This is a genomic window from Octadecabacter sp. B2R22, assembly GCF_018861045.1.
Lineage (GTDB): Bacteria > Pseudomonadota > Alphaproteobacteria > Rhodobacterales > Rhodobacteraceae > Octadecabacter.
In genome coordinates this window covers 145499-162037 of the sequence record NZ_JAHKQJ010000005.1, presented here as the reverse complement: position 1 = coordinate 162037, position 16539 = coordinate 145499, and the positions used below count along the sequence as shown (strand labels likewise).

The 16539-nt window shown below is 55.2% G+C and carries 15 protein-coding genes; 13 read left to right on the top strand and 2 right to left on the bottom strand.

The window, feature by feature from the left end; genetic code table 11:
- Window positions 1–4 precede the first annotated feature (4 nt).
- The 7 genes from gltB to KO486_RS03310 all read left to right on the top strand — a co-directional run bounded on the left by gltB (window position 5) and on the right by KO486_RS03310 (window position 9494).
- The gene (gene gltB, locus KO486_RS03340; RefSeq protein ID WP_216035825.1) at window positions 5–4543 is read left to right on the top strand and encodes a glutamate synthase large subunit; all 4539 of its coding nucleotides are present in this window, start codon (window positions 5–7) and stop codon (window positions 4541–4543) included.
- A 238-nt stretch (window positions 4544–4781) separates the two neighbouring features.
- Complete coding sequence (locus tag KO486_RS03335) at window positions 4782–5711, top strand: Hint domain-containing protein (RefSeq protein WP_216035824.1); 930 nt, start codon at window positions 4782–4784, stop codon at window positions 5709–5711.
- 44 nt (window positions 5712–5755) lie between these two features.
- The gene (gene mtgA / locus KO486_RS03330) at window positions 5756–6502 is read left to right on the top strand and encodes a monofunctional biosynthetic peptidoglycan transglycosylase (protein WP_216035823.1); all 747 of its coding nucleotides are present in this window, start codon (window positions 5756–5758) and stop codon (window positions 6500–6502) included.
- 78 nt (window positions 6503–6580) lie between these two features.
- Complete coding sequence (locus KO486_RS03325; protein WP_216035822.1) at window positions 6581–7246, top strand: glutathione S-transferase family protein; 666 nt, start codon at window positions 6581–6583, stop codon at window positions 7244–7246.
- Between the two features lie 5 nt (window positions 7247–7251).
- Window positions 7252–8268, top strand: a complete 1017-nt coding sequence (queG, locus tag KO486_RS03320; protein ID WP_216036214.1) for a tRNA epoxyqueuosine(34) reductase QueG — start codon at window positions 7252–7254, stop codon at window positions 8266–8268.
- Between the two features lie 46 nt (window positions 8269–8314).
- A complete protein-coding gene (locus tag KO486_RS03315) occupies window positions 8315–9244 on the top strand; it encodes a DMT family transporter (protein WP_216035821.1) in 930 nt (309 codons plus the stop codon).
- Window positions 9245–9308: 64 nt separating this feature from the next.
- The gene (locus KO486_RS03310; protein ID WP_216035820.1) at window positions 9309–9494 is read left to right on the top strand and encodes a hypothetical protein; all 186 of its coding nucleotides are present in this window, start codon (window positions 9309–9311) and stop codon (window positions 9492–9494) included.
- A gap of 4 nt (window positions 9495–9498) precedes the next feature.
- Here KO486_RS03310 and KO486_RS03305 read toward each other — a convergent pair whose 3' ends face one another.
- Window positions 9499–10368, bottom strand: coding sequence for a branched-chain amino acid aminotransferase (locus KO486_RS03305; RefSeq protein WP_216035819.1), 870 nt, complete (start codon window positions 10366–10368; stop codon window positions 9499–9501).
- A gap of 145 nt (window positions 10369–10513) precedes the next feature.
- Here KO486_RS03305 and KO486_RS03300 point away from each other — a divergent pair, with 145 nt between their 5' ends.
- The 6 genes from KO486_RS03300 to dxs are packed head-to-tail and all read left to right on the top strand — an operon-like array spanning window position 10514 to window position 15765.
- Window positions 10514–11017 (top strand): MarR family transcriptional regulator, encoded by a 504-nt coding sequence (locus KO486_RS03300; protein WP_216035818.1) that lies wholly within the window; start codon window positions 10514–10516, stop codon window positions 11015–11017.
- A gap of 5 nt (window positions 11018–11022) precedes the next feature.
- Window positions 11023–11724 (top strand): response regulator, encoded by a 702-nt coding sequence (locus KO486_RS03295; protein ID WP_216035817.1) that lies wholly within the window; start codon window positions 11023–11025, stop codon window positions 11722–11724.
- Between the two features lie 36 nt (window positions 11725–11760).
- Complete coding sequence (locus KO486_RS03290) at window positions 11761–12684, top strand: histone deacetylase family protein (RefSeq protein WP_216035816.1); 924 nt, start codon at window positions 11761–11763, stop codon at window positions 12682–12684.
- The gene (locus KO486_RS03285) at window positions 12681–12914 is read left to right on the top strand and encodes an exodeoxyribonuclease VII small subunit (protein WP_216035815.1); all 234 of its coding nucleotides are present in this window, start codon (window positions 12681–12683) and stop codon (window positions 12912–12914) included. The genes KO486_RS03290 and KO486_RS03285 overlap by 4 nt, the downstream gene beginning before the upstream one ends.
- Complete coding sequence (locus tag KO486_RS03280) at window positions 12907–13842, top strand: polyprenyl synthetase family protein (protein ID WP_252734541.1); 936 nt, start codon at window positions 12907–12909, stop codon at window positions 13840–13842. The genes KO486_RS03285 and KO486_RS03280 overlap by 8 nt, the downstream gene beginning before the upstream one ends.
- Before the next feature lie 15 nt (window positions 13843–13857).
- Window positions 13858–15765 carry a 1-deoxy-D-xylulose-5-phosphate synthase gene (gene dxs, locus KO486_RS03275; RefSeq protein WP_216035814.1) on the top strand — a complete coding sequence of 636 codons (1908 nt, stop codon included), beginning with the start codon at window positions 13858–13860 and terminating at the stop codon, window positions 15763–15765.
- Here the strand turns inward: dxs and KO486_RS03270 are convergent.
- Window positions 15762–16535 carry an ion transporter gene (locus KO486_RS03270; RefSeq protein WP_216035813.1) on the bottom strand — a complete coding sequence of 258 codons (774 nt, stop codon included), beginning with the start codon at window positions 16533–16535 and terminating at the stop codon, window positions 15762–15764. The two genes, dxs and KO486_RS03270, sit on opposite strands and share 4 nt — an antisense overlap.
- Window positions 16536–16539 lie beyond the last annotated feature (4 nt).

The window sequence follows — 16539 nt, the reverse complement described above, 5'->3', positions numbered from 1 at the left end:
TTAAATGACCAAATATGATGACGCATGGGCAGAAGCCGAACAGGCAAAGCGCGACTACATGGCTGAAAATGGCCTGTATTCCCACGATGATGAAAAGGCCAACTGCGGTGTAGGCTTGGTTGTCTCAATTGACGGTAAGAAATCGCGTTCCGTGGTTGAAAACGGTATTTCGGCGCTGAAGGCAATTTGGCACCGTGGTGCTGTCGATGCTGATGGCAAGACCGGCGATGGTGCAGGCATTCACGTCCAGATCCCCGTCCCGTTCTTTTACGATCAAGTCTCACGCACAGGTCATGAGCCTCGCGCGAATGAATTGCTGGCGGTTGGTCAGGTGTTCTTGCCGCGCACCGACTTTGGTGCTCAGGAAACCTGTCGAACGATCGTTGAATCCGAAGTCTTGCGGATGGGCTATTACATCTATGGCTGGCGCCACGTTCCGGTCGACATTTCCTGCCTCGGTGAGAAAGCCAATGCGACCCGCCCCGAGATCGAACAAATTCTGATCTCCAACTCTAAAGGCGTCGACGAAGAAACATTCGAGCGCGAGCTTTATGTTATTCGCCGTCGTATCGAAAAAGCGGCAGCAGCGGCTGGCGTTGGTCAATTGTATCTGGCGTCTTTGTCGTGCCGCAGCATCATCTACAAAGGCATGATGCTCGCTGAACAGGTTGCGGAGTTTTATCCCGACCTGATGGACGAACGTTTCGAGTCCGCGTTTGCGATTTATCACCAGCGGTATTCTACGAACACCTTCCCGCAGTGGTGGTTGGCGCAACCGTTCCGCATGTTGGCGCACAACGGTGAGATCAATACGCTTAAGGGCAACGTAAACTGGATGAAGAGCCATGAAATTCGCATGGCGTCATCGACGTTTGGCGATATGGCCGAGGACATCAAGCCGATCATTTCTGGCGGTTCATCTGACTCCGCTGCTTTGGATTCCGTATTCGAAGTTCTGGTCCGCGCTGGGCGGTCTGCGCCGATGGCAAAGACAATGCTTGTGCCAGAAAGCTGGTCCAAGCAAGCAACTGAGCTGCCGGAAGCTTGGCGTGACATGTATTCCTACTGCAACTCCGTGATGGAGCCATGGGACGGCCCTGCTGCGCTTGCCATGACCGACGGTCGCTGGGTTTGCGCTGGGCTTGACCGCAACGGTTTGCGCCCGATGCGTTATGTCGTGACCGGAGATCGTTTGCTGATCGCTGGTTCCGAGGCCGGCATGGTTCCGATCAACGAAGCCAATGTCGTCGAAAAAGGCGCACTTGGTCCGGGGCAGATGATTGGCGTTCACATGGGTAAAGGCGAACTTTACCATGACGTCGAGCTGAAGGATAAAATGGCGAAGGCTCTGCCGTTTGGGGATTGGGTCGGTAAGATCAATGAACTGGACACTGAACTGGGCGCCGTCACCGAGGCTCCGATCTATTCAGGTAGCGAGCTGCGCAAGCGTCAGATCGCAGCGGGTTACACTATTGAAGAACTGGAAAACATTCTTGCGCCAATGGCCGAGGATGCCAAAGAGGCGCTCGCGTCTATGGGCGATGATACGCCGTCTGCCGTTCTGTCCGAAAAGTATCGCCCGCTCAGCCACTTCTTCCGCCAGAACTTTAGCCAAGTGACCAACCCTCCGATCGACAGCTTGCGCGAATTCCGCGTGATGAGCCTGAAGACACGGTTTGGGAACCTGAAGAACGTGCTGGACGAAGACAGCAGCCAGACCGAGATCATCGTTCTGGACAGCCCCTTTGTCGGCAATGCTCAGTGGGATGCGTTGCAAACAGCGTTCAATGCGAAATGTGTTGAGATCGACTGCACCTTCCCTGCGGATGGCAGTGCAGGTGGGTTGAACGATGCGCTGGCGCGTATTCGTGCCGAGGCAGAAGATGCCGTACGTTCTGGCGCGGGTCATCTGACTTTGACCGACCAGCACCAAGGCGAAAACAAAGTGCCGATGCCGATGATCCTCGCGACGTCGGCTGTGCACAGCTGGCTGACACGCAAAGGTCTGCGCACGTTCACATCGCTCAACGTGCGGTCTGCCGAATGTATCGACCCGCATTACTTCGCCGTTTTGATTGGCTGTGGTGCGACTGTCGTTAACGCGTACCTCGCTGAAGATTCCTTGGATGACCGGATTGAACGCGGTTTGCTGGATTGCACACTGACCGAGGCCGTGTCGCGGTATCGCAATGCGATTGATCAGGGCTTGCTCAAGATCATGGCAAAGATGGGTATTTCCGTCATCTCAAGCTACCGTGGTGGCCTGAATTTCGAGGCTGTGGGCCTCTCCCGCGCGATGGTTGCAGAGTATTTCCCAGGCATGCACAGCCGGATTTCCGGTATCGGTGTGTCGGGCATTCAGCGTAAAGTCGAAGGCGTTCACAAAGCTGGTTGGCTTGGTGAATCTGACGTTCTGCCGATTGGTGGTTTTTACAAAGCACGTCGCAGCGGCGAAAAGCACGCATGGGAAGCGCAGACAATGCACCTGTTGCAGCAGGCATGTAACCGCGCGTCTTATGAGCTGTGGACACAGTATTCGAACGCGATGAAGGCGAACCCGCCGATCCATTTGCGTGATCTGCTGGCTGTTAAGCCGATGGGCAAAAAGATCCCGATTGAAGAGGTTGAATCGATTACGAGCATTCGTAAGCGGTTCGTCACTCCGGGTATGTCGCTTGGTGCGCTTAGCCCCGAGGCACATAAGACCCTGAACGTGGCGATGAACCGCATCGGTGCGAAGTCTGACTCTGGTGAGGGTGGCGAAGATCCGGCACACTTCGTGCCTGAGGCCAACGGCGACAACCCGTCTGCGAAGATCAAACAGGTTGCGTCTGGCCGTTTTGGTGTGACTGCTGAGTATCTGAACCAGTGCGAAGAGCTTGAAATCAAAGTTGCACAGGGCGCTAAGCCCGGTGAGGGTGGTCAGCTGCCTGGTATGAAGGTCACTGACCTGATTGCGCGTCTGCGTCACTCGACCAAAGGTGTGACTCTGATCTCACCACCACCGCACCACGATATCTATTCGATCGAAGATTTGGCGCAGCTGATCTACGACCTCAAGCAGATCAACCCGCGCTGTAAAGTGACCGTTAAGCTGGTTGCATCCAGCGGTGTTGGCACAATTGCGGCAGGTGTGGCCAAGGCGAAGGCCGATGTGATCCTGATTTCAGGTCACAATGGCGGTACAGGTGCGTCCCCCGCGACGTCCATCAAATACGCGGGTCTTCCGTGGGAGATGGGCTTGACAGAAGCGCATCAGGTTCTTGCAATGAACAACCTGCGTGGTCGCGTAACCTTGCGGACAGATGGCGGCCTGCGCACGGGTCGTGACATTGTTATGGCTGCGATGTTGGGCGCCGAAGAATACGGTATCGGTACTGCCGCTCTGATCGCGATGGGCTGTATTATGGTTCGCCAGTGTCAGTCCAACACATGCCCAGTTGGCGTGTGCACGCAGGACGAAGCCTTGCGCGATAAGTTCACGGGCAACGCAGATAAGGTTGTGAACCTTATCACGTTCTATGCAACAGAAGTGCGTGAAATTCTGGCCGAGATCGGCGCGCGTTCGATGGACGAAATCATCGGTCGTGCTGATCTTTTGGATCAGGTTTCTCGCGGGTCTGCGCACCTTGATGATCTTGACCTTAACCCGCTGTTGATCACCGTCGATGGCGCCAAAGAGATTGTCTACGACCGCAACAAGCCACGCAATGCCGTGCCGGATACGTTGGATGCGCAAATCGTCAAGGATGCCGCGCGCTTCCTTGGGGAAGGTGAGAAGATGCAGTTGGAATATGCTGTTCAGAACACCCTGCGCACGATTGGTACGCGGACGTCTTCACATATCGTGAAGAATTTCGGTATGCGTAACACGTTGCAGGCTGACCATTTGACTGTGAAGCTGAAAGGCTCAGCCGGTCAATCATTGGGAGCTTTCGCTGCACCTGGATTGAAGCTGGAAGTCAGCGGCGATGCTAATGACTATGTTGGCAAAGGTCTGTCTGGGGGTACGATTGTCGTGCGCCCACCGATGAACTCACCATTGGTTGCGTCTGACAACACGATTATCGGCAACACGGTTCTTTACGGTGCAACGGACGGGTACCTGTTCGCGGCGGGCCGTGCTGGTGAGCGTTTTGCTGTGCGAAACTCTGGCGCGAAGGTCGTGATTGAGGGCTGCGGGTCAAACGGGTGCGAATACACCACAGGCGGCGTCGCTGTCATTCTTGGGTCGATTGGGGCCAACTTTGGTGCTGGCATGACAGGGGGTATGGCTTACCTGTACGATCCGGAACGCCAGTCGGATCCGTTGATCAACATGGAAACACTGGTGACCTGCCCCGTTACGGTCGATCACTGGGAAGCTCAGTTGAAAGGTTTGATTGAACAGCACCTAGAGCAGACCGGAAGCCGTAAGGCCGCCGATATTCTGCAACACTGGGACCTTGAGCGAGGCAACTTCGTACAGGTTTGTCCGAAAGAAATGCTGGTCCATTTGCCTGCCCCGCTAAGCCTTGAACAAACGGCCGTGCCCGCCGAATAGGGCACGGTTTCGCCATGATTGATGGCGGATGAATTTGGCTGTTTCCGTGTTGGCGACAATTGTTGCTGACACGGAAACAACGCCAAACCCCTTAAAAATATGAAACTCTGCGTTAACCTTCAGTTTACGTTTCGGTCACTTTTGACCGTAATTTACCTTAGGGTAACCTTAATTGCTCCCGAAATCGGGCTAATTCCCCTGTCAGTTTGTGATTGTTCATAAATCTTCAGGTGCTGTTATGCCTACGACCTACACAGATCAGTTCTTTACGTTCGATCCTGCCAATCCCCCGGCGGGCGGTACTTCTGTGACACATGTCAGTTACGATCTCATCGACCAGAACGATGATGGGGACGTCGACAGGTTCAACAATGACAGTGTCAACGGGAGTGACGTTTCCTCCTCCTATCCCGGTGACACTGTGACGATCAACGTACCGGGAACGGGCAATGTGACCTATGTGGGTACGACGTTTTACCTTGCGAATGGCCAGCGGGTCTTCACGCCGACGGACGGGCAGGTCCTTGAGAACGGGACATTTGTGTCAAGCACTTGGGTCTCTGGTCAGGGGCCGCTGGATGTGGGTGACCTCGGCCCGCCGTGTTTCGCCGCGGGCACACTCATCGAAACAGAACGTGGGATGACGGCCGTTCAGGATATCCAGGTCGGTGACCTTGTGCGGACGTTGGACAATGGATTGCAATCCGTTCGCTGGCGCGGGTCACGCAGCACACCGGCGTTGGACAAGCGCGCGCCGATCCGTTTTGCGGCTGGCGCGATCGGAAACGAACGTGAACTTCTGGTGTCGCCCCAGCACAAAATTCTTTTGACCGGATGGCGCGCTGAGCTCTACTTTGGTGAAGATGAAGTCTTGGTTGCAGCGGCTCACTTGGTGAATGCAGATACCATCCACCGAGCGCCACGCCGTCACATCGACTACCATCACATGATGTTTGATGCGCACGAGATTGTTTTGGCAGAGGGCATTCCAACCGAAAGTTTCTATCCCGGTGAGTATATTCTCCAGGATTCCGACCTTCATGACGAAGTGACTGCATTGTTCCCAGAAATGATAGGCACTACGGACGCGGCTTGGACGTTTGCCCGTCCCGTGATGCACGGTCGCGAGGCAAAGGTGCTTTGTAGTGACAAATTGTTCGTTGTGTAACGCAATAGCTTGACCCTAGACCTCTGGCTGCGATGAATGATGTTATGGCCCGCACACCGACAAAGACCCGAAAAACCAAAACGACGCGCAAGGCTGCCGTGCGGCTTCGTGACAGGCCTCGGCTATTTGTCCGACGTATTCTCAAATATTTATTTCGAGGCATCCTCATTATGATCGCATTGGCAGTGGTGGTGACGGCGGCCCTAACGATCGTGAATCCCCCAACAACTCCCTACATGCTCTCCGAAAGCCGCCGCGTCGGTGGAGTGAACCACACCTGGGTTGCAATGGAAGACATTGCGCCGGTGATGGCACGGTCTGCTGTAGCCGCTGAGGATGCTAATTTTTGCCTACATTGGGGCTTGGACGTTGGGGCGATTCAGGCAGCTTTGGCAGAGGGCGGCAGTCGCGGTGGTTCTACGATTTCCCAACAGGTCGTAAAGAACGTTTATTTGTGGCACGGGCGGTCGTGGTTTCGTAAGTCACTCGAGGCGTTGATGACGCCCATGGTCGAAGCGATCTGGAGCAAGCAGCGCATCCTTGAGGTTTATCTGAACGTGGCCGAATTTGACGAAGGCGTGTTCGGGGTTGAGGCCGCCGCCGTGCATTATTTTGGCGTGACGGCTGCAGATTTGTCGCCGGTACAGGCCGCACGATTGGCTGCGATCCTTCCAAGCCCCAAGACTCGATCAGCGTCAGAGCCGTCATCCTCGGTGCGTAGACGTGCCTCGAGCATCGTTGATGGTGCCGCAACGATACGGGCGGATGGCCGCGCAGACTGTTTCGAATAACACCCTGACGTGGCGCGCGGGATTGAAACGCGCTGCTGCTTGATGCATTGAAGGGGAACACTGTATCTGGGGCCCTTGATGAACCGTCTCTACCATTATCCGTTGTCGCCGTTTTCCCGCAAAGTGCGTTTGTCACTGGCCGAGAAGCGGATTGAGGTCGAGCTGATCGAAGAGCGCTACTGGGAGAAGGATGCCGACTTCTTGCGCCGCAACCCTGCCGGTAAAGTGCCTGTTCTTAAGATGGGCAACCGCACGATGGCTGATAGCACTGCCATTTGTGAGTATCTTGAAGAAACTCACCCGACGCCGATGTTATTGCCACAAGGGGCCGACAGCCGTTACGAAGTGCGTCGTTTGGTTGCTTGGTTTGACGATAAGTTTAACGAAGAAGTCACGACCAAACTCATGGGCGAGCGCGTGTTCCGTAAAGTCATGGGAACCGGTTACCCAGACAGTGCGAACGTGAAAGCAGGATCGCGGGCGATTAAATACCATTTGGACTACATGCATTGGCTTTTGGATCAGCGGCGCTGGCTGGCTGGCAATGACATGACTTTGGCAGACTTTGCGGCCGCTGCGCATTTGTCTTGTCTAGACTATGTGTCGGACGTGGATTGGAACCGGTCGGAGATCGTCAAAGATTGGTATGCGAAGATCAAATCGCGGCCAGCGTTCCGGTCGATTCTGGCAGATCAAATTTCTGGGTTCCCTCAGCCGTCGCACTATAGCGACTTGGATTTTTGAACGGGCTGAAAGAACAGCTACGCGAAAAGGCCCTGAGCGAAGGGTTCGCCAGTTTTGGCGTCTGCCGCCCTGATGCCGTTCCAGAATTACCCGAAAGACTGAAGACATTCGTAGACCAAGAACGTCATGGTCAAATGGCGTGGATGGCGGAGCGCATGGCGTGGCGTGGCGACCCGACCGCGCTATGGCCGGAAGCAAAATCAGTCGTGATGTTGGCTGAACCCTATACACCAACACATGACCCACTGGATGTATTGGAGCATTCAGATCGGGCGGCGATTTCTGTGTATGCCCAGAACCGCGATTATCACGACATCGTAAAGAAACGCCTGAAACGGGTCGGACGTTGGTTGGTGGATCAAGCCGATTGCGAGATAAAGGTGTTCGTGGACACAGCACCCGTCATGGAAAAACCTTTGGCACAGGCGGCTGGCCTTGGCTGGCAGGGTAAGCACACCAACCTGCTAAGCCGAGAACTGGGAAGCTGGTTTTTCTTGGGGGCTATTTTCACAACAGTTGATCTAGCGCCAGATGCAGCGGGCATCGAAAACTGCGGGTCGTGTACGGCGTGTCTCGATATTTGCCCGACGAATGCCTTTCCGGCTCCCTTCCAGCTCGATGCGCGACGGTGCATTTCATATCTGACGATTGAGCACAAAGGCCCCGTTTCGGAAGAGTTGCGGGCCTTACTAGGGAATCACATTTACGGGTGTGACGATTGTTTGGCGGCCTGTCCCTGGAACAAGTTTGCCGTTGAGGCCCAAGAGGTGCGCTATGCCGCGCGTGATGATTTGGTTGCGCCACCTTTGCGCGATCTGGCGGTGCTCGATGACACTGCCTTTAGAGAAAAGTTTTCGGGTAGCCCGATCAAGCGCATCGGGCGGGATCGGTTCGTTCGCAACGTGCTTTATGCGATTGGCAATTCTGGGGATGCCTCACTGAAAACCGTTGCCGCGACTTTGATCGAAGACCCAGCACCAGAGGTGTCGGATGCAGCGCGTTGGGCGATCGCTCGATTATAAGTATAGACGGCTGGCTCTTTTCAACTGTCAGGCGTAAGCAGTTCTCATGACATCTACACCGACATTAAACGTTCCGCGCGGGATCTTCCTGATGGTGTCGGCAATCACGATGTTCACAGTCATGTCTGCCTTCATTAAAGCCGCGGAAGGTGTCCCTGCGGGGCAGACGATGTTCTTTCGATCCATCATGGCGATGCCGATTATTTTGATCTGGTTACTGGTCAATGGTGGTATCGCACAGGGCATTCGGACGCAGTCGATTCGAAATCACGCAGTGCGCGGTATTGTAGGGTCATGCGCGATGGGGCTTGGCTTTGCTGGCCTGAAGTACTTGCCATTGCCCGAGGTTACCGCGATCCGGTTTGTCACGCCGATCGTGATGGTCGTTCTGGCGGCCCTGATCCTCGGAGAAAAATTCCGGCTGGTGCGCATTGCTGCTGTATCTCTAGGCTTCGTTGGAGTTGTGATTATTGTTGCGCCGCGGCTGAGTGTCGGGCTCGGGTCGACAGAGGCGCTCGGCGTGGGATTGACACTTGGATCGGCGTGCCTTGCGGCACTGGCGCAGGTCTTCGTCAAAGGCATGGCCAATTCAGAAAGCACTACGGCGATTGTATTTTGGTTCTCAGCAACGTCGACGGTGTTGTCGTTGCTGACAATCCCATTTGGCTGGGTTTGGCCAACCGGACCGGAGCTGGTCTTGCTGTGTGGGGCGGGTCTTGTCGGGGGTGTTGGTCAAATCTTGTTAACAGCCAGCTACCGGCTGGCCGATGCTGGCGTTTTGGCTCCGTTTACTTATGTCTCAATGCTTTGGTCGGTTGCGATCGGGTACATCTGGTTTGACGAAGTTCCAACCGCTGGCATGCTCGCCGGGGCGGCATTGGTGATCTGCGCTGGAGTGATCATTGTGGTGCGGGAGCGCCAGCTCGGGATGAATGCAACGGCTCGCCGTAAAGTGAAGGCGAAGGGGCTACAATAGCGTCCAACGTGATTTTTGCGACGATCCGTGTTAGTATTCGGAACACAGCAAGGAAGGACCTGTCATGACCCGACATATTTCCGACAATCAGCAAACGCTAGATTCAAGCAAACGTGCTGCCGTTCAGGTGCAGCACCAGAAGCAGGACATCAGCAGTGCTGCACGCCGTAAATTACTTGAACACGATCGAGAAACGAGCGGCCGACGCCTCGCTCAATACCTAAAGATTGAACGAGGTCGCGAAGCCTGAGCGCTTATGCGCGGACCAGTTTTTCGTAGTCTTCTGATATCTCACGGCACAGTGCACCGACTTCGAAGTTGTAATCAGCGATCTGGCCGACAGGTGTGACCTCTGCGGCAGTGCCGGTGAGCCAGCACTGCTCAAACCCTTCGAGCTCTTCAGGCATGATGACCCGTTCGTGGACTGTAACGCCTTTGTCTTTCAACATGCCGATAACGGTCTGACGTGTAATGCCGTTCAGGAAAACGTCCGCCTTTGGGGTGTGCACTTCGCCGTCTTTTACGAAGAAGATGTTGGCCCCTGTGCATTCGGCAACATAGCCGCGGTAATCCATAAACAGAGCGTCAGAGCATCCTTTGGCCTCGGCCGCGTGTTTGGATGTTGTGCAGATCATATAAAGACCAGCGGCCTTGGCGTGCACAGGGATCGTTTCCGGTGACGGGCGTTTCCATTTCGCGATGTCGATTTTGGCGCCCTTCATTTTGGCGTCACCGTAGTAGTTGCCCCATTCCCATGCTGCGATCGCGAGGTGGACAGGGTTACGCAGGGACGCGACACCCATGTCTTCGCCAGCGCCACGCCAAGCAACAGCGCGCACGTAGGCGTCTGTCAGGCCGTTCTCGGTGAGAACCTGCTGTTTCGCTGCTTCGATCTCGTCGACGGTGTATGGGATCTCGAAATCCAATTCGCCTGCAGAAAAGTGCAAACGTTCGGAGTGCTCGCGGGATTTGAAGATTTTGCCGTTGTAGCAACGCTCACCTTCAAAGACAGAAGAAGCATAATGCATAGCATGGGTCAGGACGTGGACCTTGGCATCACGCCATTCGACAAGCTTGCCGTCCATCCAGATTTTTCCATCACGATCATCATATGAGCCAGCCATGTCAGCCTCCTTCAAATTGCATTTGTTTCGCAAATAGGTCCGTTGTGGACATTTTGTTGCGCGAAACCTGCGATTCGATACCGATGCTGGCTTGGAATGTCAACAAAGCTGACGTATTATGACGGCGAATGTGAAGGAGGGTACGATGGAGGGGAGCGGACGAGAGAGTGGCAATGCATTGTTATTCCTAACGGATGAGCAACTGCGCAAGGGCATCGAGGCGATGTTTTTTGCTTATCGCGGTTTCACAGCGGACCCAGATCGTATTCTTGCAGACATGGCTTATGGCCGTGCGCATCACCGCGCTGTTCACTTTATTCATCGCAGTCCTGGAACCACCGTTAATAACCTGTTGGCGATTCTTGGTGTTACAAAGCAATCGCTGAACCGTGTGTTGCGTGCATTGGTTGAGGATGGTTTGGTCCGCAGTGAAGTCGGAAAGCGCGACAAGAGAGAACGGCATTTGTATCTAACCGAAGCGGGGGAGGCTTTGGAGCGGCAGTTGTCAGATGCACAACGGGACCGGATGCGTGCGGCTTATCGTGCGGCGGGGCCAGAAGCCGTAACAGGGTTTCGGCAAGTGCTTGAGGCCATGATGGATGATGAAATGCGGAAGCGATATGATGCGCTTAAAGATTTAAAGGGATGATGTTGATGCAAAGTGACCAACCGCATTTGTTGATTGTGGACGATGATGAACGCATTCGTGTGTTATTGCAGAAGTTTCTTGTGCGGAATGGGTTCTTGGTGACCGCAGCGCGAGACGCAGCGCACGCAAGGCGAATTTTGTCGGGGCTGGACTTCGATATGATCGTGCTGGATGTGATGATGCCGGGCGAAGATGGCGTCTCGCTTTGTGCTGACCTGCGCCAAGAACGCGAAACTCCGATCCTCTTGTTGACGGCCAAAGCTGAGACGAGCGATAGGATCGCTGGGCTTGAAGCCGGGGCGGATGATTATCTTGCCAAACCGTTTGAACCCAAAGAGCTGCTGCTGCGGATCAATTCAATTCTGCGGCGTGTCCCACCAAGCGAGACAGAGAATGTTGTTCCGAAGGTGCTGCACTTAGGACCGCTGCGCTATGACATGGAACGGGGCGAGATGTGGCAAGGTGAGGACTTGGTCAGGCTGACAGCAACCGAGGCGCAGTTGATGCGTATTTTCTCGGCGACACCTGCCGAAGCGATCAGTCGCGAGGAACTCGTTGATCGGCTTGGTCGGTCCGGTGGCCAAGCCCAAGAACGCGCGGTCGATGTTCAGATCACACGGTTGCGTCGAAAACTGGAAGCTGACCCGAAACAACCCCGTTACCTTCAGACGGTGCGTGGTGCCGGTTACATGTTGGCGCCAGACTAGGCCTTTCGACGGAATCAACACAGATAGGAGCGTCTTTTGGCGACAGCATTGATCACCCATAAGGCCTGTTATGATCACGTAACGCCGCCCGGGCATCCCGAACAGGTGGCGCGCCTTGATGCGGTTCTGGATGCGTTGGATGGACTAGAGTTGGCCCGTGTGTCTGCGCCATTGGCTGCGGACGACGATTTGTTGCGGTGCCATACCAAAGCCCACCTCGACGCAATTCGCGATGCGGTCCCGTCCGAGGGCTGGCGCAGTTTGGACGCAGACACTCACATGTCCGTCGGTACGCTGGAGGCAGCCTATCGTGCAGCTGGAGGCGTCATTCGAGCTGTAGATTTGGTGATGTCTGGTGATGCTTACAATGCATTTGCAGCGGTGCGTCCCCCCGGACACCACGCTGAAAAAGAGACGCCGATGGGCTTTTGTTTCTTCGGATCAGTCGCCACGGCGGCGAAACATGCGATCGAGTTTCATGGGCTCAAACAAGTTGCGATAGTGGATTTCGATGTGCACCACGGGAACGGCACGCAGGACCTGGTCGAGGAAGATGCGCGCATTTTATTCATCTCGTCCCATCAGATGCCGCTGTGGCCGGGCACGGGTGCAGCCCATGAAACGGGTGTGGGCAATGTCGTGAACGTGCCGCTTCCAGAGGGCTGCGGGTCAAAGGTGTTTCGATCCACCTATGAGCGCGATGTGTTCCCTCGTATCGCGGACTTTAAACCTGAACTTCTGCTGATTTCTGCGGGATTTGATGCACATGCAGATGATCCACTGGCTGGACTGATGCTGGGTGATGATGATTTTAAATGGGTCACTGAAAAACTGTGCGATTTGGCAGATGAACATTGCGAAGGCCGTGTGGTGTCTGCGCTAGAGGGCGGCTATGATCTAGAAGCGCTGGGCCGATCCGCCCGCGCACATGTAAAAGTACTAACGGAGCGAGGCGCATGAGCGACGTAAATGAGATGAGCTTTGAAGATGCCCTGCGCGAGCTTGAGCAGGTCGTAGGTAAGCTGGAACGGGGCGAAGTTCCGCTAGACGAGTCGATTTCGCTATATGAACGCGGAGCTGCCCTTAAGAAGCGTTGTGAGACAAAGCTGAAAGAGGCCGAGGAGAAGGTTGCCAAGTTGACCTTGGACGGTGATGGGAATCCGACGGGCACGGCACCGTTGGATGGCTAAGAAGCTAGACCTTAAACCTTTGGATCAGTTTGTGGTCACGCCGCTCAAGGCGGAAAGCGAACCCATGCCCTTTCGCGACGCCTTGGAACAGACGGCGGAGGCGACCGCAGTTGGTATCAGAGTTTCCACCAAGGGCTACCGTGGGGACGTCGCTGATGCGATGAGATATGCAGTGGAAGGTGGCAAAGGATTGCGGGCGTTCTTTGTCTATCAGTCGGCGCAGTTGCACAAAGTTAACCCGATTTTCGCTCGTATGGCAGCGGAAGCCATTGAATGCCTGCATGCCTATTCTTTGGTGCATGATGATCTGCCCTGCATGGACGATGATGATTTGCGGAGGGGCCAACCTACTGTGCATCGGAAGTGGGATGAGGCGACCGCGGTTCTAGCTGGCGACGCGCTACAGGCTCTTGCTTTTGAGCGGGCAAGCTCTGCGGCTATGACCGACGAGGCGCGGGTCAAAATGGTTTTGACGTTGGCGCAGGCGGCAGGCATTGGCGGGATGGTCGGCGGGCAGGCTGCCGATATCGCCGCAGAGACGGCCACAACCCCGCTGACGCTTGATCAGATTATCGCGCTGCAGGCAGGTAAAACCGGTGCGTTGATCACTTGGGCCTGTACGGCAGGTCCGACGATGGCGCAGGACGATCCGTCTGCGTTGCAGATCTACGGTGACGAGTTGGGGCTCGCGTTCCAAATTGCCGATGATATTCTAGATGTTGAAGGCGATGCCGCCACAGTTGGCAAAGCGGTCGGCAAAGACGAAGCCGCTGGAAAAGCAACGTTCGTATCCCTTTTGGGACTGGATGGGGCGAAAAGCCGCGCAGATGAGTTGGTGGAATCGGCCTGCGATGCGCTAAGTGTTTACGGAAAGGCGGCTGATACGTTACGAGACGCCGCGCGGTTTGTTGTAAACCGCAGCCACTGAAGAAAGACGCCGGATATGGCCGAGAGACCCAAAACCCCATTGCTCGATCAGATTGATTTGCCCAGCGACATGCGCGGGCTTAGCGATGCGCAACTGCGCAGCGTCGCAGACGAATTGCGCGCCGAGACGATTTCGACGGTTTCCGAAACGGGCGGGCACTTGGGCGCTGGTCTTGGTGTGGTGGAACTGACGGTCGCGTTGCATGCCGTGTTCGAGGCGCCAAAAGATAAGATTATTTGGGACGTCAGCCACCAGTGTTATCCGCATAAAATCCTGACAGGTCGTCGAGACCGTATTCGCACACTTCGCCAAAAAGACGGGCTGAGCGGGTTCACCAAACGCAGTGAATCCCCATACGATCCGTTTGGCGCTGCGCATTCGTCTACATCGATCTCCGCAGCGCTCGGGTTTGCAGTTGCACGTGATTTGGGGGGCGAAGGCGGTGATGCAATCGCTGTTATCGGCGATGGGTCTATGTCTGCGGGCATGGCCTATGAAGCGATGAATAATGCCGGCCATCTAAAGAAACGGCTGATCGTAATTTTGAACGACAATGAAATGTCGATTGCGCCGCCGGTCGGGGCCATGTCGTCCTACCTGAGCCGACTTTACGCTGGCGACCCGTTCCAAGATTTCAAAGCGGCCGCAAAAGGCGCGGTTTCGTTTCTGCCCGAACCCTTCCAAGAAGGCGCCCGTCGAGCAAAGGAAATGCTGAAAGGCATGACCGTTGGCGGCACGTTGTTCGAAGAGCTCGGGTTCAGTTACCTTGGTCCGATTGATGGCCACGACATGGACCAACTGCTCAGCGTTTTGCGGACGGTGAAGACCCGCGCGACCGGCCCCATCCTGATCCACGCGATTACCAAAAAAGGCAAAGGTTACGCAGAACACCGCGCTGATCGCGGCCATGCTACAGGTAAGTTCGATATCGTGACCGGCGAGCAGGCCAAAGCGGTCAGCAATGCGCCGTCCTATACCTCGGTCTTTGCAGAGAGCTTGATCAAAGAAGCGGGTAAAGACGAAAAGATCGTTGCGGTGACGGCTGCCATGCCAGACGGCACGGGGCTTGACCGGTTCATGACGCGTTTCGCCTCGCGCTGTTTTGACGTTGGTATTGCGGAACAGCATGCAGTGACATTTTGTGCGGGCCTTGCGGCTGGCGGGATGAAACCCTTTTGTGCGCTGTATTCTACGTTTTTACAGCGCGGCTATGACCAGATTGTGCATGATGTAGCGATCCAGCGTCTGCCAGTGCGCTTTGCGATTGATCGCGCTGGGCTTGTCGGTGCTGACGGCGCGACCCATGCAGGTTCTTTCGATGTCGCCTTCCTTGCGAACTTGCCGGGGTTCGTTGTGATGGCCGCCGCAGATGAGGCGGAATTGACGCGCATGGTTGCGACGGCCGTTGCCTATGACGACGGGCCAATCGCGTTCCGCTTTCCGCGCGGTGAAGGCGTTGGAGTCGACATTCCGGACAACGCGCAACCGCTTGAAATTGGCAAAGGCCGGATGATCCGCGAAGGATCAAAGGTCGCCATTTTGTCATTCGGGACCCGTCTGCAAGAGGTTGAAAAAGCCTGTGAAGCGCTGGCCGCAAAGGGCATCACTCCAACGGTTGCCGATGCACGTTTCGCCAAGCCTTTGGATCGAGACATGATCCTATCTCTGGCGGCAGATCACGACGGGCTGATCACTGTTGAAGAAGGCGCTGTAGGTGGGTTTGGCTCACATGTGGCGCAATTGCTGGCCGATGAAGGCGTGTTCGACCACGGCCTCAAATTTCGCAGCATGGTTTTACCGGACACGTTCATCGACCAATCCAGCCCGCGCGATATGTATGATACCGCAGCAATGAACGCAGAACACATCGAAGCCAAAGTGCTGGATGTTTTGGGCGTGGCCGTAGTTGGTAAGCGCGCCTAGTCGGATTTTGGCAGACGTTTTTCGATCGCTTCCAGCCGCACGAGAACTTCATCGCGGTAGCTGTCTGTTGCAGCATTTTCTTCTACGTGATGCGCGTCTTGCATCGAGTTCACAATCAGACCAACGAGCAGGTTCACGACAGCGAATGTAGTGACCATGATGAATGGCACGAAGAACGCCCAAGCGTAGGGGTAAACCTCCATCACGGGACGCACGATGCCCATTGACCAGCTTTCTAGGGTCATGATCTGGAACAGGCTGTAGGCTGAAGCACCAAGGCTGCCAAACCATTGGGGAAAGGCATCGCCAAACAATTTTGTCGCCATAACAGAGCCGATATAAAAGATCAGAGACATCAACATAAAGACACTGCCCATACCTGGCAGGGCGGTCAGAAAACCTTCTACAACGCGGCGCAAGCTTGGGGTGGCCGAGATGACGCGCAACACACGCAAGATCCGCAATGCCCGTAAGACGGACAGGGATTGCGCGGCGGGAACAAGGGCAATTCCAACGATGATAAAGTCGAAGATATTCCAACCCGAACGGAAGAACTGAAAACGGTGTGCGAAGAGCTTTGCAAGAATTTCGATTATGAAAACCGCAAGACAAAGCCGATCAAGCGTATGGATCAGTGGACCTGCGACGTTCATCACAGTGTCAGAGGTTTCCAACCCAAGGATCACAGCGTTGAATATGATGACCGCTATGATTCCGTAGCGCACCATTGGGGTGTCTAGATAGGCTGCTACTTTTTCGCGGAACGTCATGTGG

Excerpts from the sequence above, each read along its gene's own strand:
- KO486_RS03305 (WP_216035819.1), bottom strand. The coding sequence starts at position 10,368 with ATGGCTGGCTCATATGATGATCGTGATGGAAAAATCTGGATGGACGGC.
- KO486_RS03270 (WP_216035813.1), bottom strand. The coding sequence starts at position 16,535 with ATGACGTTCCGCGAAAAAGTAGCAGCCTATCTAGACACCCCAATGGTG.
- KO486_RS03285 (WP_216035815.1), top strand. The coding sequence starts at position 12,681 with ATGAGCGACGTAAATGAGATGAGCTTTGAAGATGCCCTGCGCGAGCTT.
- KO486_RS03315 (WP_216035821.1), top strand. The coding sequence starts at position 8,315 with ATGACATCTACACCGACATTAAACGTTCCGCGCGGGATCTTCCTGATG.
- mtgA (WP_216035823.1), top strand. The coding sequence starts at position 5,756 with ATGGCCCGCACACCGACAAAGACCCGAAAAACCAAAACGACGCGCAAG.
- KO486_RS03280 (WP_252734541.1), top strand. The coding sequence starts at position 12,907 with ATGGCTAAGAAGCTAGACCTTAAACCTTTGGATCAGTTTGTGGTCACG.
- gltB (WP_216035825.1), top strand. The coding sequence starts at position 5 with ATGACCAAATATGATGACGCATGGGCAGAAGCCGAACAGGCAAAGCGC.
- KO486_RS03335 (WP_216035824.1), top strand. The coding sequence starts at position 4,782 with ATGCCTACGACCTACACAGATCAGTTCTTTACGTTCGATCCTGCCAAT.
- KO486_RS03325 (WP_216035822.1), top strand. The coding sequence starts at position 6,581 with ATGAACCGTCTCTACCATTATCCGTTGTCGCCGTTTTCCCGCAAAGTG.
- KO486_RS03310 (WP_216035820.1), top strand. The coding sequence starts at position 9,309 with ATGACCCGACATATTTCCGACAATCAGCAAACGCTAGATTCAAGCAAA.
- dxs (WP_216035814.1), top strand. The coding sequence starts at position 13,858 with ATGGCCGAGAGACCCAAAACCCCATTGCTCGATCAGATTGATTTGCCC.
- KO486_RS03300 (WP_216035818.1), top strand. The coding sequence starts at position 10,514 with ATGGAGGGGAGCGGACGAGAGAGTGGCAATGCATTGTTATTCCTAACG.
- KO486_RS03295 (WP_216035817.1), top strand. The coding sequence starts at position 11,023 with ATGCAAAGTGACCAACCGCATTTGTTGATTGTGGACGATGATGAACGC.